The 26,865-nt window shown below is 39.7% G+C and carries 22 protein-coding genes and 1 pseudogene; 20 read left to right on the top strand and 3 right to left on the bottom strand.

Annotated elements, in window-relative coordinates; translation table 11 throughout:
• Window positions 1-24: 24 nt before the first annotated feature.
• The gene (yghU, locus tag ACWPVZ_RS08220) at window positions 25-813 is read right to left on the bottom strand and encodes a glutathione-dependent disulfide-bond oxidoreductase (RefSeq protein ID WP_454381789.1); all 789 of its coding nucleotides are present in this window, start codon (window positions 811-813) and stop codon (window positions 25-27) included.
• A 172-nt stretch (window positions 814-985) separates the two neighbouring features.
• Between yghU and add the strand changes: the two genes are divergently transcribed.
• From add to ACWPVZ_RS08130, 18 genes and pseudogenes are all read left to right on the top strand, one after another.
• Window positions 986-1,996 carry an adenosine deaminase gene (gene add / locus ACWPVZ_RS08215; RefSeq protein ID WP_201036413.1) on the top strand — a complete coding sequence of 337 codons (1,011 nt, stop codon included), beginning with the start codon at window positions 986-988 and terminating at the stop codon, window positions 1,994-1,996.
• 184 nt (window positions 1,997-2,180) lie between these two features.
• Window positions 2,181-2,777, top strand: a complete 597-nt coding sequence (locus ACWPVZ_RS08210; protein ID WP_155197910.1) for a thymidine kinase — start codon at window positions 2,181-2,183, stop codon at window positions 2,775-2,777.
• A gap of 37 nt (window positions 2,778-2,814) precedes the next feature.
• A complete protein-coding gene (gene prfA / locus ACWPVZ_RS08205; protein ID WP_342988553.1) occupies window positions 2,815-3,894 on the top strand; it encodes a peptide chain release factor 1 in 1,080 nt (359 codons plus the stop codon).
• Window positions 3,891-4,724 (top strand): peptide chain release factor N(5)-glutamine methyltransferase, encoded by an 834-nt coding sequence (gene prmC / locus ACWPVZ_RS08200; RefSeq protein ID WP_454381788.1) that lies wholly within the window; start codon window positions 3,891-3,893, stop codon window positions 4,722-4,724. The genes prfA and prmC overlap by 4 nt, the downstream gene beginning before the upstream one ends.
• The gene (locus tag ACWPVZ_RS08195; RefSeq protein WP_454381787.1) at window positions 4,711-5,322 is read left to right on the top strand and encodes an L-threonylcarbamoyladenylate synthase; all 612 of its coding nucleotides are present in this window, start codon (window positions 4,711-4,713) and stop codon (window positions 5,320-5,322) included. The genes prmC and ACWPVZ_RS08195 overlap by 14 nt, the downstream gene beginning before the upstream one ends.
• A 1-nt stretch (window position 5,323) precedes the next feature.
• Window positions 5,324-5,800 carry a GNAT family N-acetyltransferase gene (locus tag ACWPVZ_RS08190; RefSeq protein WP_454381786.1) on the top strand — a complete coding sequence of 159 codons (477 nt, stop codon included), beginning with the start codon at window positions 5,324-5,326 and terminating at the stop codon, window positions 5,798-5,800.
• A gap of 93 nt (window positions 5,801-5,893) precedes the next feature.
• Complete coding sequence (gene glyA / locus ACWPVZ_RS08185) at window positions 5,894-7,144, top strand: serine hydroxymethyltransferase (protein ID WP_454381785.1); 1,251 nt, start codon at window positions 5,894-5,896, stop codon at window positions 7,142-7,144.
• A gap of 6 nt (window positions 7,145-7,150) precedes the next feature.
• A complete protein-coding gene (locus ACWPVZ_RS08180; RefSeq protein WP_004182031.1) occupies window positions 7,151-8,128 on the top strand; it encodes a nucleoid-associated protein in 978 nt (325 codons plus the stop codon).
• A gap of 1 nt (window position 8,129) precedes the next feature.
• The gene (locus ACWPVZ_RS08175) at window positions 8,130-8,741 is read left to right on the top strand and encodes a lysozyme family protein (protein WP_037600791.1); all 612 of its coding nucleotides are present in this window, start codon (window positions 8,130-8,132) and stop codon (window positions 8,739-8,741) included.
• 30 nt (window positions 8,742-8,771) lie between these two features.
• Entirely contained in the window at window positions 8,772-10,511 is a 1,740-nt protein-coding gene (locus ACWPVZ_RS08170) for an ABC transporter ATP-binding protein (RefSeq protein ID WP_454381784.1), read from the top strand.
• Window positions 10,501-12,249 (top strand): ABC transporter ATP-binding protein, encoded by a 1,749-nt coding sequence (locus tag ACWPVZ_RS08165; protein ID WP_454381783.1) that lies wholly within the window; start codon window positions 10,501-10,503, stop codon window positions 12,247-12,249. Before ACWPVZ_RS08170 ends, ACWPVZ_RS08165 begins: the two co-directional genes overlap by 11 nt.
• Window positions 12,250-12,438: 189 nt before the next feature.
• Window positions 12,439-12,903: an IS200/IS605 family transposase gene (tnpA, locus tag ACWPVZ_RS08160; RefSeq protein ID WP_002883780.1), complete on the top strand. Its 465-nt coding sequence runs from the start codon at window positions 12,439-12,441 to the stop codon at window positions 12,901-12,903.
• Between the two features lie 290 nt (window positions 12,904-13,193).
• Window positions 13,194-13,325: a teichoic acid D-Ala incorporation-associated protein DltX gene (locus ACWPVZ_RS08155; protein WP_002885174.1), complete on the top strand. Its 132-nt coding sequence runs from the start codon at window positions 13,194-13,196 to the stop codon at window positions 13,323-13,325.
• A gap of 8 nt (window positions 13,326-13,333) precedes the next feature.
• Window positions 13,334-14,884, top strand: coding sequence for a D-alanine--poly(phosphoribitol) ligase subunit DltA (gene dltA / locus ACWPVZ_RS08150; protein ID WP_454381782.1), 1,551 nt, complete (start codon window positions 13,334-13,336; stop codon window positions 14,882-14,884).
• Complete coding sequence (gene dltB, locus ACWPVZ_RS08145) at window positions 14,881-16,128, top strand: D-alanyl-lipoteichoic acid biosynthesis protein DltB (RefSeq protein ID WP_454381781.1); 1,248 nt, start codon at window positions 14,881-14,883, stop codon at window positions 16,126-16,128. The genes dltA and dltB overlap by 4 nt, the downstream gene beginning before the upstream one ends.
• Before the next feature lie 17 nt (window positions 16,129-16,145).
• Window positions 16,146-16,385: a D-alanine--poly(phosphoribitol) ligase subunit DltC gene (gene dltC, locus ACWPVZ_RS08140; RefSeq protein WP_002891149.1), complete on the top strand. Its 240-nt coding sequence runs from the start codon at window positions 16,146-16,148 to the stop codon at window positions 16,383-16,385.
• Entirely contained in the window at window positions 16,378-17,646 is a 1,269-nt protein-coding gene (gene dltD / locus ACWPVZ_RS08135) for a D-alanyl-lipoteichoic acid biosynthesis protein DltD (protein WP_454381780.1), read from the top strand. The genes dltC and dltD overlap by 8 nt, the downstream gene beginning before the upstream one ends.
• Before the next feature lie 269 nt (window positions 17,647-17,915).
• Window positions 17,916-19,165 (top strand): annotated as a pseudogene (locus tag ACWPVZ_RS08130) (ISL3 family transposase).
• A gap of 82 nt (window positions 19,166-19,247) precedes the next feature.
• Here the strand turns inward: ACWPVZ_RS08130 and ACWPVZ_RS08125 are convergent.
• On the bottom strand, window positions 19,248-21,884 hold the full coding sequence (locus ACWPVZ_RS08125) for a calcium-translocating P-type ATPase, PMCA-type (protein ID WP_454381779.1): 2,637 nt from the start codon (window positions 21,882-21,884) through the stop codon (window positions 19,248-19,250).
• 210 nt (window positions 21,885-22,094) lie between these two features.
• Window positions 22,095-23,825 (bottom strand): aminodeoxychorismate synthase component I, encoded by a 1,731-nt coding sequence (gene pabB / locus ACWPVZ_RS08120; protein WP_454381778.1) that lies wholly within the window; start codon window positions 23,823-23,825, stop codon window positions 22,095-22,097.
• A 146-nt stretch (window positions 23,826-23,971) separates the two neighbouring features.
• Between pabB and ACWPVZ_RS08115 the strand changes: the two genes are divergently transcribed.
• Together ACWPVZ_RS08115 and metE are read left to right on the top strand one after the other, a co-directional pair.
• Window positions 23,972-24,322 (top strand): hypothetical protein, encoded by a 351-nt coding sequence (locus ACWPVZ_RS08115; protein WP_037600816.1) that lies wholly within the window; start codon window positions 23,972-23,974, stop codon window positions 24,320-24,322.
• A gap of 252 nt (window positions 24,323-24,574) precedes the next feature.
• Entirely contained in the window at window positions 24,575-26,824 is a 2,250-nt protein-coding gene (metE, locus tag ACWPVZ_RS08110; RefSeq protein WP_454381777.1) for a 5-methyltetrahydropteroyltriglutamate--homocysteine S-methyltransferase, read from the top strand.
• The last annotated feature ends 41 nt before the right edge of the window (window positions 26,825-26,865 follow it).

The following is a 26,865-nucleotide window of genomic DNA, read 5'->3' as shown; positions in this document are numbered from 1 at the left end:
TAGCCTAGGCAAACCGCTGTAAAATTAGATATCTTTATAGTCGACTTCAAGTCCACGTTTAACCGCTGGACGGTTGGTAATTTTTTCAGTCCATGCTTGAAGGTGCTTGTACTCTTTAACTTCAAGGAAAATACCAGCCTTGTCCCAAATCTTATCTTGAGCAAGACGGCCATACCAAGACCAAATTGCGATATCAGCGATAGTGTATTCATCACCAGCAATATAAGGTTTGGTTGCTAATTCTTTATCTAGCAAGTCAAGTTGGCGTTTGGCTTCCATGGCAAAACGGTTGATGGCATATTCGATTTTTTCAGGTGCATAGTGGAAGAAGTGCCCAAAGCCACCACCTAAGAAGGGAGCAGCACCTGTTTGCCAAAAGAGCCAGTTGAGCACTTCCGTACGTTTTGCGTAATCAGTTGGAATGAGTTTTCCGAATTTTTCAGCCAAGTAAAGCAGGATGTTAGCTGATTCAAAGACACGAACCGGTTGGTCTTCAGAGTAATCCATCATGGCTGGAATCTTTGAGTTTGGATTGATCGAAACAAAGTCGGATCCGAATTGGTCACCATCACCAATCTTAATACGATAAGCGTCATAGCCCGCTTGAGTCACACCGAGTTCTTTCAGTTCTTCAAGCATGATAGTTGCCTTGATACCATTAGGTGTTGGAAGAGTATAGAGTTGGAAAGGTTGGTCACCTTTAGGTAAAGTTTGTTCAAAACGTGCACCAGCTGTAGGTTGATTGAGGCCGCCCCAGGCACCTCCCATAGAGGTTGGATTTTGCCAAACTTCTGGTAAAATATAGTCAGACATAAAGTTTCTCCTTGTATTCTTGATAGTTACATCCTAACAAAATGCAAATGGCATTTCAAGAATCTACTACGTCCTATTAGCGCGACAGCTTGACTTTTTCTATAAGAATGATAAGATAGTAAAAATTAATTTTTATCTGATAAAAACATATTGTTTAGAGAGGAAGAAAAGAATGACTGCTATTGATTTTCATAAGTTGGCTAAAACAGAACTACACTGCCATTTGGATGGTTCTCTATCATTGGAAACTATTCGTCACCTAGCTGACTTAGCAAAGATTGAGTTACCTAAGGACGATGCGGAGCTCAGACACCATGTGACAGCCCCGGCTACCTGTGAGAGTCTCCTAGATTATCTAGAGGCTTTTGATTACATTCGTCCTTTGCTTCAAACAAAGGAAGCTTTGACCATTGCGGCTTATGATGTCGCTAAACAGGCTGCTCTTGAAAATGTTATCTATATTGAAGTGCGTTTTGCTCCCGAATTGTCAATGGATAAGGGGTTGACTGTCGCTGAAACCATTGATGCCGTTTGTCAAGGCTTACGTCAAGCTCAAGAAGAATTTGGAATTGTAGCTAAGGCCCTAGTTTGTGGCATGCGTCAATCAAATCAAGATTTAACGGCTCGTATTCTTAATGAAGCAAATAAGGTTGAAGATAGTGACTTTGTTGGTTTTGATTTTGCCGGAGATGAGCATCATTATGGACCTAAAGCGATTAAACCTCTAATTGAACAAGTCCAAAGTTACAACCGTCCCATGACTTTTCATGCTGGTGAGTGTGGTTGCCCAGCCTTTTTGGCTGAGTCGATTGCCATGGGAATTAAGCGTAATGGCCATGCAACGATCTTGGCTCAAGAGCCTGAGCTTTTGGAAGAGTTTGTCAAAAATGGTGTCACAGGAGAGTTATGTTTAACAAGTAATCTGCAGACTAAAGCAGCCGTTACAGTTGCTGATTTTCCTTATCTAAAAATGAAAGCAGCAGGTGCTAACATTACGATTAATACAGACAATCGTACCGTTTCTGATACAAACTTAACCAAGGAATACGAACTCTATCACAAGCATTTTGATAGCTCAGTGCAAGACTTTTATGCTCATAATAAGACGGCAATCGAAGCTTCATTTGCTAGTGACGAGGAGAAAGAAGAACTTCTAGAAAAATTGGCTAAAGCCTATTCATAAGAAGCTATTAGACTGGTGAAATGTTATTAGGATGATAAGATTGAACCATTTGAAAGACAAGTCAAACCTATTATAAAAATAAGGGAGTGAGGCGAACTTTTTTCAAAAATTGTTCAGTCTCCCTCCCTTTTACGCTTGGAATTATGATAAAATAAGTACAATACATATTTTAGAGGAGACTGGTTTGGCACAACTTTATTTTCGCTATGGCACCATGAATTCTGGGAAATCCATTGAAATTCTTAAGGTTGCCTATAATTACGAAGAACAAGGAAAACCAGTGGTACTATTGACCAGTCGTTTGGATAATCGCGATGGGGTTGGCTATATCTCTAGTCGTATTGGCATGAAACGGAAGGCATATCCTATTGGTGATGATACGGATATTTTTGGTTACATTGCTAATATGGATCCACGACCTTACTGTGTTTTAGTTGATGAGGCTCAGTTTTTGACCCGTGCGAATGTCTATGATTTGGCACGAATTGTTGATGAGTTAGATATCCCAGTGATGGCTTTTGGTCTCAAAAATGATTTTCAGAACAATCTCTTTGAAGGTTCTAAATACCTTTTGCTTTTGTCTGATAAGATTGATGAGATTAAGACCATTTGTCATTATTGCTCGAGAAAGGCAACTATGGTTCTTCGTATGGAAGATGGGAAGCCAGTTTATGAGGGAGCACAAGTTCAAATTGGAGGACACGAGAGTTATATCTCTGTTTGCCGAAAGCACTGGTTTAATCCACCTCACGAAAACATAATCCCTTTGAATAAGGCCTAAAAATGACTATCAGTTATATAAGGAGAAAAGATAACAAATGAATATTTATGATCAGTTACAAGCGGTTGAAGACCGTTATGAGGAATTGGGTGAATTGCTTAGTGACCCTGAAGTCGTTTCAGACACTAAACGCTTCATGGAGTTGTCACGTGAAGAAGCAAATACTCGTGAAACTGTGACAGCTTACCGTGAGTACAAGCAAGTCATCCAAAGTATCTCAGATGCTGAAGAGATGATTAAGGAAGCAAGCGGTGTTCCTGACTTGGAAGAAATGGCTAAGGAAGAACTCAAAGAATCCAAAGCCGCTAAAGAAGAGTATGAAGAACGTTTGAAAATTCTTCTCTTGCCAAAAGACCCTAATGATGACAAGAATATTATCCTCGAAATTCGTGGAGCCGCAGGTGGTGATGAAGCTGCCTTGTTTGCAGGTGACCTTTTAGCTATGTACCAAAAATACGCAGAAACACAAGGTTGGCGCTTTGAGGTTATGGAAGCATCTTACAATGGTGTTGGTGGTATCAAAGAAGTGGTTGCCATGGTTTCAGGACAATCAGTCTACTCAAAACTCAAATATGAATCAGGAGCACACCGTGTACAACGTGTGCCTGTGACTGAGAGCCAAGGTCGTGTTCATACCTCGACAGCAACTGTTTTGGTTATGCCAGAAGTTGAAGAAGTAGAGTACGAAATTGATCCTAAGGACCTTCGTGTCGATATCTATCACGCATCTGGTGCTGGTGGTCAGAACGTCAATAAGGTTGCGACTGCGGTTCGTATGGTTCACATTCCTACTGGAATCAAAGTAGAGATGCAAGAAGAACGTACGCAACAGAAGAACCGTGATAAAGCCATGAAGATTATCCGTGCGCGTGTTGCGGACCACTTTGCACAAATCGCTCAAGATGAACAAGATGCTGAGCGTAAATCTACTGTTGGTACAGGGGACCGTTCAGAACGTATCCGTACTTACAACTTCCCACAAAACCGTGTAACGGATCACCGTATTGGTTTGACCCTTCAAAAATTAGATACGATTTTGGCTGGGAAAATGGATGAAGTCATTGATGCTCTTGTTCTTTACGATCAAACTCAAAAATTGGAAGAGCTTAACAAATGATTCTAGCGGATGTTCTGGCTGACTATGAGAAGCAGCTTGAGGCTGTTGGAGAAGAGCCAGAGGCCCTTTCCTTTGTTTATCGAGGTTTGAAGCAGTGGGACTTGACTCATTTTGTTCTTCAATTGCGTCAGGAAGTTTCAGAGGAAGATGCTGAGCTATTAGCTCATGCATTTAGCCAACTAAAGAAACACAAGCCTGCTCAGTATATCTTGGGCTATGAAGACTTTCATGGTTTACGTATTCAGGTTGATGAGCGTGTCTTGATTCCACGTCCTGAAACTGAGGAACTAGTGGACTTGATTTTAGCGGAAAATCCAAGCACAGAGCTTAAGGTTCTTGATATCGGAACTGGGAGTGGTGCTATTTCGGTATCCCTGAAAAAGAGTCGCCCCCTTTGGCAAGTAACAGCTAGTGACTTATCAGTGGATGCGCTAGAGCTTGCCAAGGAGAATGCTAAGCTAAATCAGGTAGACATTAGCTTTGTTCAATCGGATGTTTTCGAAAATATTTCTGGCAGTTTTGATATCATTGTGTCAAATCCTCCCTATATTTCTGAAAATGATAAGAACGAAGTTGGTATCAATGTTTTGGCTAGCGAGCCCAAAATGGCTCTGTTTGCTGATGAAGAGGGGCTTGCCATTTATAGACAGATTATTGAGGACGCAGATAAGTATTTAACTCCAAAAGGAAAGCTCTACTTTGAAATTGGCTATAAGCAGGGCCGTGATTTGAAGAAACTCTTGTCTCTACATTTTCCTGATAAGCGTGTGCGTGTTCTTAAGGACCAATTTGGGCAAGATAGAATGGTCGTGATGGATGATGAAAAGTAATAAAGTGTTAAGAGAAATCTTGGCTGACGGTGGAGCGGTTGTCCTTCCCACAGAGACTGTTTATGGTCTATTTGCTAAGGCTTTAGATGAGCAAGCTGTTGACCATGTTTATGAGCTAAAAAATCGTCCCAGAGATAAAGCCATGAATTTGAATGTCGCTTCTTATGAAGATATCTTGTCCTATTCAAAAGATCAGCCCAAGTATTTGAAACAATTGTACGATGCTTTTTTGCCTGGACCTTTGACTATCATTTTAAAAGCTAATGATCAAGTACCTAAGTGGATTAATTCAGGATTGACGACAGTTGGATTTCGGATGCCGAATCATACTGTTACTAGAGAGTTGATCCAAGCGGAAGGGCCTTTGATTGGCCCCTCAGCCAATAAGTCTGGGAAGGCTAGTGGTCGGTATTTCAACGATATTAGAGCACAATTTGATTTTCAGGTGACTGGCTATCAAGATGATGATGCCTTGTTAGGTGTAGATTCGACGATTTTAGACTTATCTGGCAACAAGGTAAAAATTTTACGGCAAGGTTCTATCACTCAAGAAGACATTCTTGCCAAGCTACCCAAAATCCCTTTTGAGGAGGTATAACATGCTACGTGATTTGATAGCAACAGATGTTGAAGCAATTTGTAAGATAAACAAAGAGGCTTTAGGTTATGCTTTTAGTTCAGAAGAAACGGCTAGTCAACTAGCCAGATTATCCAAAGACTCACATCATTTTCTACTAGGTTATGAGGATGAGGCTAGTCATGAACTCCTTGGCTACGTTCATGCAGAGGTTTATGAATCTCTCTATTCCAATGCAGGATTTAATATCTTAGCCTTAGCAGTTTTACCTCAAAGACAAAGGATGGGGATCGGTAAAGTTTTACTTGAAGGGTTGGAGCAAGAAACAAAAAGACGCGGTTATGAGTTTATTCGCTTAAATTCTGCAGACCATCGTCTGGGTGCGCATGCATTTTATGAAAAAGTAGGTTATACTTGTGATAAGATGCAGAAACGGTTTATTAAATTGACAAAAGGAGAAGACCTATTGGCGGCTCTCCCAGAGTTGACCATAGAATAAATGACTAACAGAGACCAATGGAAGTGTGAGATAACTTTCGACTATATGCGGGCGAGTTGATTGAAAGCCCATTAGACCTCAAAGGAGACCTCTATGATTTTTGATAAAGAAGATTACAAAGCATTTGACCCTGAACTATGGAAAGCCATCGATGCTGAGGCAGAACGTCAGCAAAACAATATTGAGTTGATTGCCTCTGAGAACGTAGTATCTAAAGCTGTTATGGCTGCTCAAGGAACTCTCTTGACTAACAAGTACGCAGAAGGCTATCCAGGTAAACGTTACTATGGTGGTACAGACGTGATTGATGTGGTTGAGTCTCTTGCTATTGAGCGTGCCAAAGAACTTTTTGGAGCAAAATTTGCCAACGTGCAACCTCACTCAGGTAGCCAAGCCAATGCTGCTGTTTACATGTCATTAATCCAACCAGGTGATACGGTTATGGGAATGGATTTGTCAGCGGGTGGTCACTTGACACACGGTGCACCAGTTAGCTTCTCTGGTAAGACCTATAACTTCGTCGCTTACAATGTAGATAAGGAAACTGAACTCCTAGATTATGATGCCATTCTTGCGCAGGCTAAAGAAGTGCAACCAAAACTCATCGTGGCTGGTGCTTCAGCTTACTCTCGTATCATTGATTTTGCTAAATTCCGTGAAATTGCCGATGCTGTAGGTGCTTACCTCATGGTAGATATGGCTCACATTGCAGGTCTTGTAGCGTCTGGTCATCACCCGAGTCCAGTTCCTCATGCACATGTGACAACTACAACAACCCACAAGACGCTTCGCGGTCCTCGTGGTGGTTTGATTTTGACTGATGATGAAGCTATCGCTAAGAAATTGAATTCTGCGGTTTTCCCTGGTTTGCAAGGTGGACCATTGGAACACGTTATTGCTGCTAAGGCTGTTGCTCTTAAAGAAGCACTTGATCCTGCCTTTAAGGAATATGGGGAAAATGTTATCAAGAACGCAGCTGCCATGGCTGACGTTTTCAATCAACATCCAGATTTCCGCGTTATTTCAGGCGGTACGAACAATCACCTTTTCTTGGTTGATGTCACTAAGGTTGTTGAAAATGGTAAGGTTGCGCAAAACGTTCTTGAAGAAGTTAATATTACTTTGAACAAGAATGGTATCCCTTACGAGCAGTTGTCTCCATTCAAGACATCTGGTATCCGTGTTGGTAGTCCAGCCATTACGAGTCGTGGTATGGGTGAAGCTGAGAGCCGTCAGATTGCGGAGTGGATGGTTGAAGCTTTGGAAAATCACGATAAACCTGAAGCTTTGGAACGCATTCGTGGAGAAGTTAAAGCTCTTACAGATGCCTTCCCACTCTATTAAAAGACTATGTTAGATTTATATATTAAACGCATTATCATTCACCAGTTTTCGCCAAATGATACGGAGCTGGTTTTAGCTGAAGGGCCTCTTGAAATAACGCCTCGCTTAGATGAGTATTTTCGAAAGAAACTCTCTAAGGTTTTCTCAGATGAGGCTAAACGGGGCTATTTCGATGCGGAAAATGTTTTTATCAGTCATCTAGGAGATGACTTGATGGAAAGCTCAGTCAAGATTGCCCAACTTTGGAAGGAAGAATTTGTCATTTCTGAAGATCAAAAGACCAATGATTTGGTCTTTATTCAGTTTGACAAAGAAGGGCAAGAATATTTTGCTTTCTTGCGTATTGCACTCAAGGATAGTTTGATTCATTCTTTGGGAGATAGCCAACATCCTATTCAATTGTCACAAAATAATTTGCCTTCTGCGGCCCAGACACCTGATGAAGCTTTGGTAATCAATCGTAGTAGTAAGCAGTATTATTTGATTGAAAAGCGAATCAAGCATAATGGAAGCTTTGCCAATTATTTCTCTGAAAATCTGTTGCAAGTCCAGCCTGAACAATCTGTCAAGAAATCGATTAAGATGGTTGAAGATACTGCCCAGAAGATTGCCGAGAATTTTAATCAGGATGACTTTAACTTCCAAGGGAAAATGAAATCTGCTATTTTCAATAATTTGGAAGAAGATCAAGAGTTATCACCTGAAAAATTGGCAGACCAGCTCTTTGATAACAATTTGACAGCTCGTTTGACCTTCGTTGATGAGCTCAAAGAGGCCATACCTGAGCCTATCTCGGTATCAGATATTGACCATTCGCGTCAAATTAAGAAATTGGAGAATCAAAAATTATCGTTATCAAACGGAATTGAGTTAATCGTGCCTAATAATGTGTATCAGGATGCTGATAGTGTTGAGTTTATTCAAAATCCTGATGGTACCTACTCTATTCTCATCAAAAATATCGAGGATATCATCAATAAATAATATGTTTAAATGGATAAGACGTCTGGCGGTTTTTGTCGTAGTCCTCATCATAGGTATCCAATGCTATCGAATCCATGCCAATATTCAACATGTCTTAACCTATGAATCCATGGTTAAGGAGGTTTTGGCAGAGGACGACATTGATAATACAACCAATGTCGATTTGGTTCTGGCTATGATCTACACAGAAACCAAGGGGAAGACAGATGACGTGATGCAGTCCAGTGAAAGTTCTACAGGGGTGACCAACTCCATAACAGATCGAAAAGAAAGTATTCGTCAAGGGGTGACGGTGCTGTCGGAAAATCTGGAAGAAGCTGCCCACCATAAGGTGGATCCTTGGACAGCAGTACAAGCCTATAATTTTGGTAAGGCCTATATTGATTATGTGGCTGATAATGGTGGAGTGAACACCGTCGAACTCGCAAAGGCTTACTCTAAAAATGTCGTTGCTCCTAGTCTAGGAAATACCAGTGGGGAAACTTACACCTATTACCAACCAGTTGCCATGTATTATGGTGGCGGAAAACTTTATACAAATGGCGGAAATATTTACTACGCTAAGGAAGTACAGTTTAATCTCTTTCTGATGCGTATGTTCTCGCGCCTCTAAGAGTAAGGACGTTAAACTTAGGAAAGACAAATGAAAGCATTATTAGTGTATTTTAGAGGATACATCAAAGACAGTATCCTGGGACCCGTTTTTAAATTAATCGAAGCCAGTTTCGAACTCTTGGTCCCTCTAGTGATTGCTGGAATTGTCGACACAACTATTCCAAATAAAGACCAAAATCATCTGTTTATGATGATTTTTCTCTTGTTCGGACTTGCCGTTATTGGGGTTGTTGTTGCTATTTCAGCACAGTATTTTTCATCCAGAGCAGCCGTTGGCTATGCCCGAGGTTTAACCAATGATTTGTATGCGAAGATCATGCGTTTATCAAAGGAAAAGCGGGATGAGATTGGAACGTCAAGTTTGGTGACACGTTTGACTGGTGATACCTTTCAAATCCAAACGGGCATCAATCAATTTTTGAGGCTCTTTTTGAGGGCACCGATTATCGTGACGGGAGCCATTATTATGGCATTCCGAATCAGTCCACGCTTGACCCTTTGGTTTCTTGGCATGGTCTTGGTATTGACCCTTATTATTGTACTAGCCAGTCGCATCGTCAATCCTTTATATGCCAAGATTCGATTGATTAATGAATCAATTGTTACCAATACGCGTCAACAACTTGAAGGTATGAGGGTTATTCGGGCTTTTGATCAGAGTGAGCGTGAATTAGATAACTTTACTACTGTCAATAAAGACTTGAAGAAGTGGCAGCTCAAAACAGGAGTGATAGCAAGTCTCATTAGTCCTTTGACTTTCTTGGTTGTTAATATGACCTTGATTGCTATCCTTTGGCAAGGAAATCTTCAAATTCAAGCTGGCCTTTTGTCTCAAGGTATGCTGATTGCTCTGGTCAATTATCTCTTGCAAATCTTGACGGAGCTTCTTAAATTAGCCATGATGCTGACCAATCTGAATCAAAGCTTTATTTCAGCAAAACGGGTACAAGCTATTTTTGAACTTCAAGATGAGGATATTGAGGCACCTTTAGAAGTCCGAACTTCTAGTCAGGCTTCAACAGTGCTAGCTATTGATCAGATGACCTTTACCTATCCTACGGCTAGTCAGCCATCACTTCAAGAGATTCATGTAAGTCTTACTCAAGGTCAGTCACTAGGTATTATTGGTGGTACAGGTTCGGGTAAATCGACATTGGTGAACTTAATCATGAACTTATATCAGCCTCAGATTGGTTCGCTAGCTATTTTCAAAGATCAAAAATCACCAAAAACCCTTAAAGAGTGGCGTTCTTGGGTTGCCTACGTCCCGCAAAAAGCTGAGCTATTTAGAGGAACCATTCGTTCAAACTTGTCATTAGGACTTGACCATGAACCGAGTGAGCAAGAACTGTGGCATGCGCTTGACATGGCTCAGGCTGCTGATTTTGTAAGGGATAAGGACCTTGGTTTAGATGAGCCAGTTGAGTCATTTGGCCGTAATTTTTCGGGAGGGCAACGTCAACGTTTGACTATTGCGCGTGCGTTGATGAGACCAGCACCATTCTTGATTTTGGATGACTCCACCTCAGCCCTAGATTACTTGACTGAAAGCCGCCTACTAGCGGCTATCAGAGACAATCTTAAATCAATGAGTTTGATTATTATTTCGCAAAGAACAAATAGTCTAAAAGCTGTTGATCAAATTTTGGTGCTTGATAAGGGACATCAAGTTGGCTTGGGTAATCATGAAGAATTGCTTAACACTAATAAACTCTATCAAGACATTCATTATTCTCAACACCAAAAGGAGGTCGCTGATGAAGGCTAGAAATAATAAATCAACGCTTAAACGTTTAAGTAGAGATATCTTAAGTCAGCGTTACCTCTTTGCCTTAGCAACTGTTGGGACCATTATTCAAGTTGCCTTAACGGTTTACTTACCTATCTTAATTGGTGATGCAGTGGACGCTGTTCTTAAGATGAACGCCGTTCTATTGATGTCACGTTTAATTTGGCAGATGCTTGTAGTTATCTTAGCTAATAGTGCGATCCAGTGGCTTAACCCTTTGATTTATAATCGATTGATTTATTCATATAGCGAAAGTTTACGTGAACGAGTCATGATGAAAATTCATGCTATGCCTCTTAGTTACCTTGACCGTCAAGGAACTGGAGACATGGTTAGCCGTGTGACTACAGATAGTGATCAGTTAAACAACGGACTTCTTATGGTCTTTAACCAATTTTTCGTTGGGCTTTTAACTATCTTTGTCATAATCATTACCATGGCTCGTTTAGACTGGTTCATGATGCTCTTAGTTCTAGTGATGACGCCTCTCTCAATGCTTGTGGCACGTTTTATCGCAAAGAAGAGCTACCAACTCTATCGCAATCAAACTAAATGGCGAGGCATGCAGACTCAGTTGATTGAGGAAAGTTTAACTCAAGAAGCTTTGGTTCAGAGTCTAAATGCTCAAGACCAGATGGTTAGGAGTTTTAAAGACGTCAATGGTAAGTATGCTGATTATTCACAGGGGGCTATCTTTTATTCGTCAGCGGTTAACCCAGCTACACGTTTTGTCAATAGTCTGATTTATGCTCTTATTGCAGGTGTTGGGGCCTATCGAATCATGTCGGGTGGTGCTTTCACAGTGGGACAATTGACCACCTTCCTAAATTATGTGACTCAGTATACGAAACCTTTTAATGATATCTCATCTGTCCTATCTGAACTTCAAAGTGCTTTGGCCTGTGCTGATCGCCTTTATATGATATTGGATGAAGAGGAAATAACAGAAACAGGTAAGGCGGTCTTGGAAGAAGCAGATGTGCAGGGATGTTTTCAATTTGACCATGTCCAGTTTGGCTATTTGCCTAATAAACCTCTTATCAAGGATTTGAGCATTGATATCCCTGCCGCAAGTACTGTTGCCATTGTTGGTCCTACAGGAGCGGGAAAATCTACCTTGATTAACTTGCTCATGCGTTTCTATGATTTGGACAAGGGAAATATTCTACTGGACGGTAGACCTATTACAGATTATACCCGTGAGAGTCTTCGGAAACAGATTGGGATGGTTTTGCAGGAAACTTGGCTTGAGGTCGGCACTATTCATGATAATATTGCCTATGGAAATCCAGAAGCCAGTCGTGAAGAAGTCATAGCAGCGGCCAAGGCTGCCAATGCAGATTTCTTTATTCAGCAGTTGCCTAAAGGCTATGACACCTACTTGAATGACGCGGGGCAATCCCTTTCTCAGGGACAACGTCAGCTTTTGACTATTGCCCGCATATTTGTCAATGTGCCTAAAATCTTAATCTTGGATGAAGCCACTTCTAGTATTGATACTCGTACAGAGCTCCTCATTCAAGAGGCCTTCGCTAAATTAATGAAAGGTCGAACAAGTTTCATCATTGCCCATCGATTGTCTACCATCGAAAATGCGGACATAATTTTGGTCATGAATAATGGGGATATCGTTGAACACGGAACCCATGAACAACTGATGCAAGCTAAGGGAATGTATTATCGTATGCAGACGGCCCAAAAGACACAAAATAGTTAAATCCAACAGAGCTTTTAAGCTCTGTTTTCTTTTTGTGACTTTAAGTCCGTTTCGCTCCGAAGGTGCGAAACAAATAAACCACCCGCTATGCGGGTGCGCATCGAAGGTTATACCGTCATAACAAAAACACTCCAAACGAGTTACAATATGGGTGTTCAAGCCAATTGTAAAACGAAAGGAGTTAAGACTATGGCGCAAAAAGCTCACAGTTTATCACATACAAAATGGATGTGTAAGTACCACATTGTATTTACACCTAAGTATAGACGAAAAATAATCTATAATCAATATAGGAGTAGTCTGGGAGAGATTTTTCATAGACTATGCCAATATAAAGGCGTTGAAATAATAGAAGGCCACTTAATGCCAGATCATGTTCACATGCTAGTAAGTATACCACCACGAATGAGTGTAGCTAGTTTTATGGGATATTTAAAAGGTAAAAGTGCCTTAATGATGTTTGATAAACACGCCAATTTAAAATATAAATTTGGGAACAGACATTTTTGGGCAGAAGGATATTATGTAAGTACGGTAGGACTAAATGAAGCCACAATTAAGAAATATATCCAGGAACAAGAGAAGCATGATATCGCTTTGGACAAATTAAGCGTTAAAGAATATGAAAATCCCTTTAGGGATAATGGTAAGTAATGCGAATGCCTCTTTGAGAGGCTTGTGACGAGTCAAAAGCAATAAGGCTTGAACAAAGTGAAAGCCAGCGTCTTTAGGCGCTGGCTGGTAATATGGGCTTATAGCCCTTGATCAAACCACCCGTTAGACGGGTGGTTATGATTTTATCATTTTAGCTAACCATTTATCACTAAAAACTATTGATGAAAAAGAAATGAAATTTAGTTATTTTTTCTTTTTTATTGGAAAAAATACTGATAAGATGGTAAACTAAAGAGGATATTATATAAAAAAAAGTATCGAAAATTAGAATGTTAAAACATAAAAACGTCCTGGTATTTTTAGGACAAACCTTGCTTTATTTCGCCATTTTTATGGCCCTAATTTATCTCTACAATTACCTAGGACAAGGTCAAGGTAATTTTATCTATAACGAATTTTAGGAAGAATAATGACGAATACAAAAATTAAAGATATGATCGAAACGATTGAGCAGTTTGCCCAATCACAACCTGACTTTCCTGTTTACAATATTTTAGGGGAAGTTCACACTTACGGTGACTTAAAAGCTGATTCGGATAGCCTAGCTGCCAAGATTGATAGTCTTGATATTCCAGAAAAATCACCTGTTGTGGTTTATGGTGGTCAAGAGTATGAAATGTTGGCAACTTTTGTCGCTTTGACTAAATCTGGTCACGCTTATATTCCAATTGACAGTCACTCAGCTCTTGAGCGCGTGACGGCAATTGTTGAAGTAGCAGAGCCTAGTCTGATTATTGCTATCAATGACTTCCCACTTGAGGATATCCAAGCTCCAATCTTAACATTGGACCAAGTGACAACAGCTTTTGAAAGCAAGACTAGCTACGAAGTGACTCATCCTGTTAAGGGGGATGATACTTATTACATCATCTTTACATCAGGAACTACAGGTAAGCCTAAAGGGGTACAAATTTCACACAATAATCTCCTCAGTTTCACTAACTGGATGATTACGGACAAGGAATTTGCAACTCCAAAACGTCCTCAAATGCTGGCTCAACCGCCTTATTCATTTGACTTATCGGTAATGTACTGGGCACCAACATTGGCACTTGGAGGAACACTTTATGCGCTTCCTTCAGCCATTACACAGGACTTCAAGAAGCTCTTTGAAACGATTTTCTCTCTTCCAATTGCCATTTGGACATCCACACCATCATTTGCAGATATGGCAATGTTGTCAGAAGACTTCAATGCAGAGAAGATGCCAGAAATTACGCATTTCTATTTTGACGGAGAAGAGTTGACTGTCAAGACTGCTCAAAAGCTTCGCCAACGTTTCCCAGAAGCACGTATTATTAATGCTTACGGACCAACTGAAGCAACTGTCGCCTTATCAGCAGTAGCAGTAACTGATGAGATGCTGGCTAACCTTAAGCGCTTGCCGATTGGTTATACCAAGGAAGATTCACCGACTTATATTATCGATGAGGATGGCAATATCCTTCCAAATGGTCAACAGGGTGAAATCATCGTATCAGGACCAGCAGTTTCAAAAGGATATATGAACAATCCTGAAAAGACTGCGGAAGCCTTCTTCGAGTTTAATGGCCTTCCTGCTTACCATACTGGTGATGTAGGAACGATGACTGATGAAGGTCTCCTTCTTTACGGTGGTCGTATGGACTTCCAGATTAAATTTAATGGTTTCCGTATTGAGCTAGAGGATGTTTCACAAAACCTTAATAAGTCTAAGTATATTGATTCAGCAGTAGCTGTGCCACGTTACAATAAAGACCATAAGGTTCAGAATCTCTTGGCTTATGTGATTCTTAAGGATGGTGTTCGTGAGCAGTTTGAACGTGAAATTGATATCACCAAGGCGATTAAGGCTGACTTAGAAGATATCATGATGTCTTACATGATGCCTACTAAGTTCCTCTATCGTGAGAGCTTGCCTTTAACACCAAATGGGAAAATTGATATCAAGGGTCTTATCAGTGAGGTTAACAACCGATGATTGACTTCTTGAAACAGCTCCCCCATTTAGAAGCCTACGGTAACCCCTTCTATTTTATCTATCTTGGATTAGCTCTATTGCCAATCTTTGTGGGTCTCTTCTTTAAAAAGCGTTTTGCGATTTATGAGTGTTTGGTAAGTCTAGCCTTTATTGTTCTCGCTCTGACAGGAACACATGCTAGCCAATTACTAGCCTTACTCTTCTATATCGTTTGGCAAATCATTTGGGTTTATTCATACAAACATTACCGCAGTCAAAAGGATAATAAATGGGTTTTCTATTTACACTCGTTTCTTGTAGTCCTTCCCTTGATTTTTGTTAAGGTAGAGCCTGCGATAAATGGTACTCAGTCGCTTTTAAACTTTCTTGGTATTTCTTACTTGACCTTTCGATCAGTTGGAATGATTATCGAGATGCGGGATGGTGTCCTTAAAGAGTTTACACTTGGAGAGTTCCTCCGATTTATGCTCTTTATGCCAACCTTTACGAGTGGTCCCATTGATCGTTTCAGACGCTTTAACGAAGACTATCAAGCAATTCCTGAGCGAGACGAGCTGATGAATATGTTGGAGCAAGCTGTAAAATATATCATGCTTGGTTTCCTCTATAAGTTTGTTTTGGCGCAGATTTTCGGAAGTATGCTCTTGCCTTCACTGAAAGCACAAGCTTTGGCTCAAGGTGGTATCTTTAATTTACCAACACTTGGTGTCATGTATGTTTTCGGTTTTGATCTCTTCTTTGACTTTGCGGGTTACTCAATGTTTGCCTTGGCAGCATCTAACCTTATGGGGATTAAGAGCCCAATCAACTTTGACAAACCTTTTATCTCACGAGACTTGAAAGAATTTTGGAATCGTTGGCATATGAGCTTGTCTTTCTGGTTCCGTGACTTTATCTTTATGCGTTTGGTTATGGTTTTGATGCGAAATAAAGTTTTCAAAAATCGTAACACGACTTCAAATGTGGCCTATGTCATTAATATGATGGTTATGGGATTCTGGCATGGGGTTACTTGGTACTACATTGCTTACGGTATTTTCCATGGTATTGGTCTAGGCCTTAATGATGCCTGGTTGCGCAAGAAGAAGACCATTAATAAAGAACGTAAGAAAGCTGGTCTTGAGCCACTTCCTGAAAATAGATGGACGAAGGCTTTGGGAATCTTTATTACATTTAACACTGTTATGTTGTCATTCTTGATTTTCTCTGGATTCTTGAATGACCTCTGGTTCGCTAAAAAATAAGTAAAGGAATTATAAAAATGGATGTAAAATCAGAAGTTATTGAAATTATTGATGAACTTTTCATGGAAGATGTTTCTGACATGATGGACGAAGACCTTTTCGATGCTGGTGTTCTCGATTCAATGGGAACAGTTGAGCTTATCGTTGAATTGGAATCACGTTTCGATATTCGTGTACCAGTTTCAGAATTTGGTCGTGATGACTGGAACACAGCTAATAAGATTGTTGAAGGGGTAACGGAGCTTCGCAATGCTTAAGCGTTTATGGCAGATTTTTGGTCCAGTAATTTGTGCCTTGGTCTTGGTAGTGGTAGTTATATATGCCTACCCACAAGGCAGAAAACATAGTTATGTGGCTGAAAAACGTAGTGCAGTAACACTGACAAATGAAAACTTTAAGAGTCGGATGAACAAAACTACAGCTCTTTCAGATAAGAAGCATCGATTTGTCCCTTTCTTTGGGTCAAGTGAGTGGTTGCGTTTTGATGCTCTTCATCCAGCTGTTTTAGCTGAAAAGTACGACCGTAACTATCGCCCATACTTTATTGGACAACGTGGTGCTGCATCTCTAAACCAATATTTGGGAATGCAACAAATGCTTCCAGAATTACACAACGGTACAGCTGTGTACGTCTTGTCTCCACAATGGTTTACTAAAAAGGGGTATAATTCTGCAGCTTTTCAGCAGTTCTACAATAACGACCAACTTAGTAGTTTCTTAAGTGAAACTCAGACGGATGCAAATTCTCAGTATGCAGCTCAACGTATCTTAGAGATGAAGCCTGAGATTACTATGAAATCTCAACTTTCTAAAGTGGCTAAGGGGCAAGAGTTAAATTCACTTGATAAGACTTATATTCAATTTATGGCAGAGCTTAATAAGCGAGAAGATGCCTTGTTTAGTCCTTTAGCAGCCTCAAATAACGCTAATTACGAGAAGAAAGTTCTTCCTTATCTTAAAGAGTTGCCAGACAAGCTCTCTTATGAGGCACTTGATCAGGTTGCTGTAAGAGATGCAGAAGCCCATACCAAGTCAAACGACTTTGGTATCGATGACCGTTTCTATAAGAAACGTTTGTCTAAGAAGATTGGTAAACTTAAAGGTTTCCAGAAAAATCTTTCTTATGAAGTTTCACAAGAATACGGTGACCTACAGTTGGTGCTAAATCAATTTGCTAAGTCAAATACTAATGTCATTTTTGTCATCCCACCTGTTAATAGCAAGTGGATGGCTTATACGGGACTTAGTCAAGAAATGTATGATGCTACGGTTTCTAAAATCCGTTATCAATTGGAAAGTCAAGGCTTTACCAATATTGCAGACTTCTCAAAAGATGGAGATCAACCTTACTTTATGCAAGACACCATTCATATGGGATGGAAAGGATGGGTAGCCTTTGACAAGGCTGTTGATCCATTTGTAAGTAATCCAACACCTGCACCTAGCTATAACTTGAACGACCGCTTTTATAGTAAGGATTGGGCAGGTTATACAGGGGCTCCTAGTCAGTTTAAGTAGTGTTACTTAATAAATCAGGATATAACAAATAGGCTTTAATAAGCCTTTTTGTTATAGAGTAATAGGAGAATAATATTGCTCTTATTATTTTTTATAGGTACCTTCAGAATTTATTAAAAAGGATTGGGGATTAACCCAATCCTTTTTGGGCTCTATAATTTCTGTAGTGGGTAAAACCACTGTAGAGATTATAGAGCTTTTTGAGTGTAAACAAAAAGTCCCATAAGAACTATAATGAAAAGCAACCAAACCATCATTAGGAAGAACTTATGAGACTTATTAAGAATACCACAGAATTAATCGGAATTAAAGACCAAAATATCAAGATTTCACTTGTTTTCGAAACTGACACTCATATCGAGATTCAAGCAAAACTCGATTACCCTGCACCATCATGCCCTCATTGCCATGGAATGATGATCAAGTACGACTTTCAAAAACATTCTAAAATCCCTCTTCTCGAGCAAGCGGGAACTCCAACTCTACTACGTCTTAAGAAACGTCGTTTCCAATGTAAAGGCTGTAGACGAGTCACGGTGGCTGAGACATCAATCGTTGAGAAAAACTGCCAAATCTCAAATCTAGTCCGTCAAAAGGTCTCACAACTCCTTACTGAAAAGGTGTCACTAACAGATATTGCCAGAAGACTTCGTGTGTCGACCTCCACTGTCATTCGTAAGCTTGATCAGTTTACTTTCAAGGAACATTTTGACAAACTCCCAAGGGTTATGTCCTGGGATGAGTTTGGGTTCAAGAAAGGTGAACTCGCTTTTGTGGCGCAAAACTATGAGACCAACAAACTCATAACCATCCTTGATAATCGCCGTCAAACCACGATTCGAAACTACTTTTTGAAGTATCCATTGAAAGTACGACAAAAGGTACGGTTTATCACGATGGACATGTCAGGAGCCTATATCCCACTAGCTCGAAGACTTTTTCCAAATGCCGAAATCATTATTGATCGTTTCCACATCATCCAGCACCTTGGTCGAGCCTTTTTAAAGACAAGAATTGCGATTATGAACCAGTTTGATAAGAAGTCACTACCTTATCGAGCTTTAAAAAATCACTGGAGACTCTTCCAAAAGGACAGCCGTAAGTTATCTCTCAACCCTTTTTACTCAAAGACCTTCCATCAAACATTATGTCCACATGAAGTCGTTGAGAAGACACTGAATTTCTCAGAAGAACTCGCCAATTATTATAACCTCTATCAGCTTTTGCTTTTTCACTTTCAGGAGAAGAGGGGGGATGAGTTTTTTGAACTCATAGAGGAGAATATAAGCAAGGTCAATCATTACTTCAAAACAGTCTTTAGGACTTTTCGTAAACATAAACAATACATCAAAAATGCACTAGAAACACATTACTCAAATGCAAAATTGGAGGGGACCAATAAGCTTATCAAAGATATTAAACGTCTGGGCTTCGGTTTTAAAAATTTTATCAACTTTAGGAAGCGTGTTTTCATCACTCTGAATATACAAAAAGAGAAGACCTATCTGGTCCTCTCTAGATGTTAGCTTTTCGTCACCCACTACAGTTGACAAAGAGCCCCTTTTTGTCACTTTGAAGTTTTGTATTGCCTTAAACAGATCTTATTTGTTTTTAGTTAGAGCTTTTCGAATTAAATCTGCAGGGATAATCAAAACCGCGATAAGAAGAGCAACGATATAGTGTTCAACATCCATTGGAACGGTACTAAATACTTTACCACCGAATTGAATAATCAAGGTTTGAACGACAGCAATAGAAATCATTACAATTGAGAATTTCTTGTTTTCGCTGATATGTTCAAAAACATTGAATCCATTACTACGTGTGTTAAGTGAGTTGAAGATGACAGCATAGATAAATACTGTAAATGTGAATGTTGTTACCATTTCAAAGTTGCCAGTTCCATTTGTGATAAAGTCTTGGATACCACCAACATTTTTTAGAATGGCTAAACATACAAGAGTAATGAAGACGCTGGCTACACCAATAGCAGATTTCATATATCCAGTAAGAATGTTTGCCTTCTTAGGAACTGGTTTTTCATTCATATAACGGTCTAGCGTAGGCTCTTCACCAAATGCAAGGGCAGCAAGTGTGTCCATGATAAGGTTAATCCAGAGAATTTGGATAATTGTAAATGGCTCTTTGAGGCCCAAAAGTGGTGAGAGAAGCGACATGGCAATAGTCGTCACGTTTACGGTTAACTGGAATATAATGAATTTACTTACTGACTTACTCATAGTACGTCCATAGAGGACGGCTTTTTCAATCGAAGTCAATGAGTTATTCAAGATAACGATATCTGAAGCTTCACGTGCAACTTCAGTACCATCACCCATTGAGAAACCGACATCAGCTGATTTTAGGGCAGGTGAGTCATTGACCCCATCACCTGTCATACCAGCGACCATATCAAGGTCTTGAGCTGCCTCAATAAGACGTTTTTTATCCATTGGAAGGGCACGACTTACCACTTTTAAGTGAGGCAATTGTTGTTTAAGTTCTTGATCTGAGAGGGCAGAGAGTTCATCGTGAGTAAGGACAAGGTCATTTTCTCCAGTGACGATACCGGCTTCTTTAGCGATAGCAACAGCGGTTTCTTTACGGTCACCAGTTACCATAACTACTTGAACACCCGCACGGTTCATTGTTTCAACAGTTTGTTTAATTGAAGAACGAACGTTATCACGGATACATACGATACCAATCAAGACTTTATCATTACCATCTGTATTTAGGATAGCAAGCAAACGCATTGAACGGTTAGCTTGTTCCAATGACAATTCTTGGAAACGAGCTTTAATATCATCTGTAAAGTTTTGTTTATTACCATCTTTATCAAGATAGTAGTAGCAGTCATTTAGGATGAATTCTGGAGCACCTTTGATGTAAGTTTTTCCGTCCTTAGTCGTTACACTTGCGAATTTTGTTGCTGAGTTGAATTGTTGCTTCTCAGTAATTGTATTCGTATCGAAATCAAGTTGAGAACGACCAATAAGGAAATCAAGAAGTGCACGGTCAGTGGCGTTACTACCAACAGCACTGCCATCAGCTACCATGGCATCGTTGTTAAGACCGATACCATTAATCATCTCAGCTTTAAGGCTATCTGACATTGTGTCAAAATCAGGTGCATCAGTTTCACCAGTAGCCGCATAAAGTGTTCCATCAGCAAGGAAAAAGTCAACTACAGATAGTTTACCTTCTGTGATGGTACCAGTCTTATCACTGAAGAGGATATTCATGTATCCGGCTGTTTCAATGGTATCAGGATGGCGAACCAAGATATTTTGTGCTAAAAGTCGACCTGAGTTCATTGAAGAAACGAGTGCCAACATCATTGGTAGACCTTCTGGAACAGCCATGATGATGATTGTAACTGCAAAGAGAATCGTTTCAATGATAAGAAGGAAGATTGAACCACCATTGAGGTTATTAGCCTTATTAAGGGCAATAAAGCCTAATACAAGGTTGATTACTGAGTATGCAGCACCTGCACTATAACCGAGGACACCGATATTACCAGCAAGCTTGTTAAGTTTCTCTTTAGATGGTGAATCTTTACTATCTTCTTGAAGTGAAGTATTGATGCTTCCAAGAACGGTGTTATCACCAATTTGTGTAGCTTCCATAACAGCTTCACCCGAAGTAACAACTGTACCACGGAAGACTTTGAGCTCTGTAAAGAGATCCGAAGAGTCTGGCTCTTTTTGATTACCAAGAGGAATTTTTTTAGCATCTTCACTTTCACCATTAAGGACAGCTTGGTTGACTTTTAACTCACCTTCCAAGATGATACCATCAACTGGAATCTTGTCCCCTGATTGAAGGAGAATCTGATCACCTTTTACAATATCATCAACGAGAACCTCTTTAAGTTTACCATCACGATAAACTTTTGCATTAGTTTTCGAAGCCTCTTCCTGAAGAGTGTTGAATTTTTGCTCATTGCGGTATTGTGAGACTGCTGAGAATCCAGTAGATATCAAAATGGCGAAAATTAGTGAGATAGCCTCGTACCAATTAGCTTCACCAATAGCAGGGAAAATCATTCCAACAAAGTTGAAGATGATTTTTAATCCTAAGGCAGCCAAGAGGATAAGAATCCATTGATCTTGGAAGGCTTCGATAAAGATTGAGAGGAGCGAGTTAGCCTCTTTACTAGAGAGCCTATTATCGCCATGAGCGTTTTTACTTGCTTGAACTTCAGCAGAAGTCAAGCCTTTAAATTTTTTCATTTAAGGTTTGTATCCTTTCTAAATTGTTACTCAGTTTTAAGTCTAATAAATTTAAAGCCAAATAGTTCGTCATTTCAGTCAAGATAACTGGAATAACTATCAGTAAGTATTATACTTTATTTTACTACTAAATGGTTGATTTTTTTACCAATAGAATATTGAAGTTTCTTTAGTAAGAGTAGGAAAGAACAAAGAACTCGCTTTTTTTGTTTAGATATAATTATCTCCCTCCACCTTCAATTCATACAACCCTCTTACCGCATTACATCCGTAGATGGCCTGAGCCTGTTTCAGATCTTTTACAGTCAGGACTTTTTCTTTCAGCTTATTCTCAGCTATAAGACTTTGTCTGTAGATGCCATTTAAGAGGCCGAGGTGAACTGGTGGTGTGTAGAGTTGGTCTTCGATTTTAAGAACGATGTTACCGATAGAGGTTTCTAGGAGTTGTCCCTCGTGATTATAATAGATTTGTTCGTGAGGTTCGATACTAAGGTGAGGACGGTAACTTGTTTTAAAGAAGGTATAGGGGCTATCCAACGGATGTCTTTGCTCAACTAATCTTGCTTGGCAAAAGTCATCAGATAAGTTTGTTAATTGGCTATGTTCAAACTTCAGTTCACCATCTTTTTTAAGGGACAATTTAAGACGGTAGTCTGTGTTAAGGTCTAGTGATTGGCACAGAGCTGTGGCTTGATTGTGCGCTTTTTCTGCATTGAAAGGATAGTCAAAGTATCGGCTACTCTCTTGTAAACGTTTTATATGCTCCTCCAGAAAGAGGAGTTTTCCTTGATGAATACGACCGGTAGAAATGAGATCGAATTTTGGGTTCTGACGGTACAGAACTGCAGCTTTTTGCTTGGTTTCTTCGTATTCGGATTCCCAGTTACTGTCCCAGGTAATCCCCCCTCCGACACCATAGATAGCCTTGGTTTCTTCCATTTGTAGTGTCCGAATGGCTACGTTGAAAATACTAAGTCCCTGTGGCACCAAGATTCCAATAGCCCCACAATAAACACCTCGAGGCTGTTTTTCAACCTTCTTAATAATCTCCATGGTTGCTATTTTGGGGGCACCTGTAATCGATCCGCATGGAAAAAGGGCTTGGAAGACATCGCATAAACTTCTATTTGTCAGGAGTTGCGTTTCAATTGTCGAAGTCATTTGCCAAACTGTAGAGTATTGTTCAACTTGGCAAAGGCTCTTGACATCTTCACTTCCTATTTTAGAAATACGATTCATGTCATTTCTAAGAAGATCGACAATCATCATATTTTCAGAGCGATTTTTCTGGTCCTGAGCTAGCCATCTTGCTTGTGCAAGGTCAGTTTCAGTTGTTAAACCTCGATTGGTAGTACCTTTCATAGGACGAGTAGTCAACTTATCGCCATCTTTTTTAAAGAAGAGTTCTGGACTTATAGAAATGATAGAAACATCATCGTGCTGAATAAAGGCATTGTAATGAGCATTTTGTTCAACAACCAATCGATTGTAGATGGCAAAGGGATCAGCTGTCAGGTTCTGTTGAAGTTGAACAGTATAATTGACCTGATAAGTATCACCTTGTCGAATATGGTGGTGTATATGCTCAATAGCAGCCTTGTATTCCTCAGCAGAAGTTAGCTCTTGCCAAGATTTTGGTAAGGTAATAGGGTCATAAGTAAGTGGAATAGGCTCTGTTTGAACAGTTTCATGAACAGTGAAGTAGAGGAGATACTCAGACATTAATGGACCATCAATAACCTGAAATTTTGTCTCGAAGGCAGGGGCTGCCTCATAGGAAACATAACCTACTGCATAATAACCTTCATTTTGATAGGCTTCGAGTTCATCTAAAAGGGGTTTGACTTCCTTAATGTCCTTTGTTTTTAGTTCTTTAATGGCGTCTGTAAAGATTTGTCTGCCACCAAGTTCTTTAAAATCAATAACAGTTTTCTTATGCATACTTAGAGTATAACATAAGAAGTTTCCCTCTGGTTCTTTTTCATGTTTTAATTATCTTTCTCAAAATTTTAACCAAAAATGAACTTTTCAGACAGTTTTACATATGTTATAATGATAGGGACTAAAAGAAGATTTTAGAGGGAAATATGACTGAAAAAAATAACTTTGAGAAAGGCAACAGCAACCTTTCAAACAATAAAATGAAAAAAGGCACTTCTAAGAATTCATGGAAGCACCAGATGTACGAGCTAGAAATAGCTATTGCTAAAGAGTCAAGTAACAAAAAAAGAAATGAACTCATTAAACTTCATAATGGCTATATGAGTGAGTATGATAGCTTAAAGAAACAAATCATATGGTTAGCCGTCTTGGGAATTTGTTTCTTATTAGTATTGGCTATTTTTGGTTATTTTATTTGGAATAGTTACAATAGTGAGAATATGTCTTATACATCATCTTGGCTTCAAGAGAGGGTATTGAGCACTTATAGAGCTTAGTGTTCTGATCCTAGTAAATAATAGAGTCTCTAGACAAAAGTCTAGGGATTTTTTGATATAAAAAGGGATTTAGTAAGTCGATATATAGTTATTAGCTATAACGATATCTAAGCAAAAGGAGATAACAGAAGTCGGAAACCCTACATTTTATAGGATATAGTCTAAAACTATATATAGAGAAAACTAATAGCAATTATACAGCTACCCATTTCTTTGGTAAGATAAGTTCAACAACAAAGAGGAGGACACAAGATGTCAACTACTATCATTGGTTTCCCACGTTTGGGTGAATTCCGCGAATTAAAATTTACAACAGAAAAATACTTTAGAAATGAAATTACTGCAGATGAACTTTTAGCAGCAGCCAAAGACTTGCGTGCAAAACACTGGAATATTGTTAAAGAGAAGGGTATCACTGAAATTCCTTCAAATGATTTTTCACATTACGATAACTTCCTTGATGCAGCTTTCCTTTTCAACGTCGTACCTGAATCTGTTCAAAACTTGGATTTGACAGATCTTGAACGTTACTTTGCTTTGGCGCGTGGTTACCAAGGTGAAAAAGGGGATGTTCGTGCCCTTCCTATGAAAAAATGGTTTAATACTAACTACCATTACATCGTTCCTAAATTTGAAAAAACAACAGAAGTTAAACTTGCTGGTCACAAGATTTTTGATGAGTACCAAGAAGCAAAAGAATTGGGTCTTAATACACGTCCAGTTGTGGTTGGACCATTCACTTTCCTTCAATTGTCTGACTTTGAAGATGGTGTAAAAGCTGAAGACTTCGTAGATAGCTTTGTTTCTGCATACCAAGATGTTTTTGCAAAATTGGCAGAGCTTGGTGCTACTCGTATTCAACTCGATGAGCCTGCTCTTGTTAAAGATTTGACATCTGAAGAAAAAGCTCTCTTCTTGAACCTCTACAACAAGCTCTTGGCTGATAAGAAAGGCCTTGAAGTTTTGATTCAAACTTATTTTGGTGATGTTCGTGATGTCTACAATGACCTTGTGAACTTGCCAGTTGATGGTATTGGTCTTGACTTTGTTGAAGGTAAGAAAACACTTGAATTGGTTAAAGGTGGTTTCCCAGCTGATAAGATTCTCTATGCCGGTATCGTCAATGGTAAAAACATCTGGCGTAACAACTATGAGAAGAGCCTCGCAATTCTTGAACAAGTTCCAGCTGAAAATGTTGTTTTGACAACCTCTTGCTCACTTCTCCACGTACCATTTACAACTGCTAATGAAGATTTTGAACCAGCTATTTTGGACCACTTCGCCTTTGCGGTTGAAAAATTGGGTGAATTGCGTGACTTGGATGCCATCCGCAATGGTCAAGGTGCAGAAGCCCTTGCTGCTAACAAAGAACTCTTTGCGACTGAGCGTGTTGGTGACAATGCTGAGCTTCGTGCTCGTATTGCAGGTTTGACTGAAGCTGATTACACTCGTTTGCCAGCATTTGCAGAACGTGAAGCGATTCAAAAGGATGCCTTCAAACTTCCATTGCTTCCAACCACAACTATCGGTTCATTCCCTCAAACTAAGGAAGTTCGTGCTAAACGTTTGGCTTTCCGTAAGAATGAATTGTCACAAGAAGAATACGATGCTTTCCTTGCTGAAATCACTGATGAATGGATTAAATGGCAAGAAGAAGTTGGATTTGACGTTCTTGTTCATGGTGAGTTTGAACGTAATGACATGGTTGAGTACTTCGGTCAGAACTTGTCAGGTTACCTCTTCTCTAAAAATGGTTGGGTTCAATCATACGGTATGCGTGGGGTTAAACCACCAATCATTTGGGGTGATGTCACTCGTCTTAACCCAATCACTGTTAAATGGTCTAGCTACGCACAAAGCCGTACGGATAAACCTGTTAAAGGTATGTTGACTGGACCTGTAACTATCCTTAACTGGTCATTCCCACGTGAGGACATCTCTATTAAGGATTCAACTCTTCAAATTGCTCTTGCAATCAAAGACGAAGTGCTTGACCTTGAAGCTGCAGGCGTAAAAATTATCCAAATTGACGAAGCTGCTCTTCGTGAAAAATTGCCACTCCGTCGTAGTGACTGGTATGAGGATTACCTCGACTGGGCAATTCCAGCTTTCCGTTTGGTACACTCAACTGTAGCACCAGACACACAAATCCACACTCACATGTGTTACTCAGAATTTACAGATATCATTCCAGCCATCGACAACTTGGATGCTGACGTTATCTCATTTGAAGCTAGTCGTTCAAATCTTGAAATCTTGGATGAACTTAAAGCACAAAACTTCCAAACAGAAGTTGGACCTGGGGTTTACGATATCCACTCACCACGTGTCCCACAAGACGGTGAAATTGACCACACTATTGAAGCAATCTTGGCTAAAGTACCAAGTGGTAAAGTCTGGATTAACCCTGACTGTGGTTTGAAGACTCGCGGAATCAAAGAAACTAAAGAAAGCTTGATCAAGCTTGTAGAAGCTGCAAAAGCAGCTCGCGAAAACTTGTAAGCAGAAGTTATCATACGTTGAAGACCTTCTTCCTTAAGTGT

Source organism: Streptococcus sp. Marseille-Q6379, assembly GCF_965119505.1.
The sequence above is the reverse complement of the archived record's forward strand: the minus strand, read 5'-3'. Positions and strand labels throughout refer to the sequence as shown.

What these genes read in the sequence shown, in the direction of transcription:
- yghU (WP_454381789.1), bottom strand. Translation starts at nt 813, where the DNA reads ATGTCTGACTATATTTTACCAGAAGTTTGGCAAAATCCAACCTCTATG.
- add (WP_201036413.1), top strand. Translation starts at nt 986, where the DNA reads ATGACTGCTATTGATTTTCATAAGTTGGCTAAAACAGAACTACACTGC.
- prfA (WP_342988553.1), top strand. Translation starts at nt 2,815, where the DNA reads ATGAATATTTATGATCAGTTACAAGCGGTTGAAGACCGTTATGAGGAA.
- prmC (WP_454381788.1), top strand. Translation starts at nt 3,891, where the DNA reads ATGATTCTAGCGGATGTTCTGGCTGACTATGAGAAGCAGCTTGAGGCT.
- ACWPVZ_RS08195 (WP_454381787.1), top strand. Translation starts at nt 4,711, where the DNA reads ATGATGAAAAGTAATAAAGTGTTAAGAGAAATCTTGGCTGACGGTGGA.
- ACWPVZ_RS08190 (WP_454381786.1), top strand. Translation starts at nt 5,324, where the DNA reads ATGCTACGTGATTTGATAGCAACAGATGTTGAAGCAATTTGTAAGATA.
- glyA (WP_454381785.1), top strand. Translation starts at nt 5,894, where the DNA reads ATGATTTTTGATAAAGAAGATTACAAAGCATTTGACCCTGAACTATGG.
- ACWPVZ_RS08180 (WP_004182031.1), top strand. Translation starts at nt 7,151, where the DNA reads ATGTTAGATTTATATATTAAACGCATTATCATTCACCAGTTTTCGCCA.
- ACWPVZ_RS08175 (WP_037600791.1), top strand. Translation starts at nt 8,130, where the DNA reads ATGTTTAAATGGATAAGACGTCTGGCGGTTTTTGTCGTAGTCCTCATC.
- ACWPVZ_RS08170 (WP_454381784.1), top strand. Translation starts at nt 8,772, where the DNA reads ATGAAAGCATTATTAGTGTATTTTAGAGGATACATCAAAGACAGTATC.
- ACWPVZ_RS08165 (WP_454381783.1), top strand. Translation starts at nt 10,501, where the DNA reads ATGAAGGCTAGAAATAATAAATCAACGCTTAAACGTTTAAGTAGAGAT.
- tnpA (WP_002883780.1), top strand. Translation starts at nt 12,439, where the DNA reads ATGGCGCAAAAAGCTCACAGTTTATCACATACAAAATGGATGTGTAAG.
- ACWPVZ_RS08155 (WP_002885174.1), top strand. Translation starts at nt 13,194, where the DNA reads ATGTTAAAACATAAAAACGTCCTGGTATTTTTAGGACAAACCTTGCTT.
- dltA (WP_454381782.1), top strand. Translation starts at nt 13,334, where the DNA reads ATGACGAATACAAAAATTAAAGATATGATCGAAACGATTGAGCAGTTT.
- dltB (WP_454381781.1), top strand. Translation starts at nt 14,881, where the DNA reads ATGATTGACTTCTTGAAACAGCTCCCCCATTTAGAAGCCTACGGTAAC.
- dltC (WP_002891149.1), top strand. Translation starts at nt 16,146, where the DNA reads ATGGATGTAAAATCAGAAGTTATTGAAATTATTGATGAACTTTTCATG.
- dltD (WP_454381780.1), top strand. Translation starts at nt 16,378, where the DNA reads ATGCTTAAGCGTTTATGGCAGATTTTTGGTCCAGTAATTTGTGCCTTG.
- ACWPVZ_RS08125 (WP_454381779.1), bottom strand. Translation starts at nt 21,884, where the DNA reads ATGAAAAAATTTAAAGGCTTGACTTCTGCTGAAGTTCAAGCAAGTAAA.
- pabB (WP_454381778.1), bottom strand. Translation starts at nt 23,825, where the DNA reads ATGCATAAGAAAACTGTTATTGATTTTAAAGAACTTGGTGGCAGACAA.
- ACWPVZ_RS08115 (WP_037600816.1), top strand. Translation starts at nt 23,972, where the DNA reads ATGACTGAAAAAAATAACTTTGAGAAAGGCAACAGCAACCTTTCAAAC.
- metE (WP_454381777.1), top strand. Translation starts at nt 24,575, where the DNA reads ATGTCAACTACTATCATTGGTTTCCCACGTTTGGGTGAATTCCGCGAA.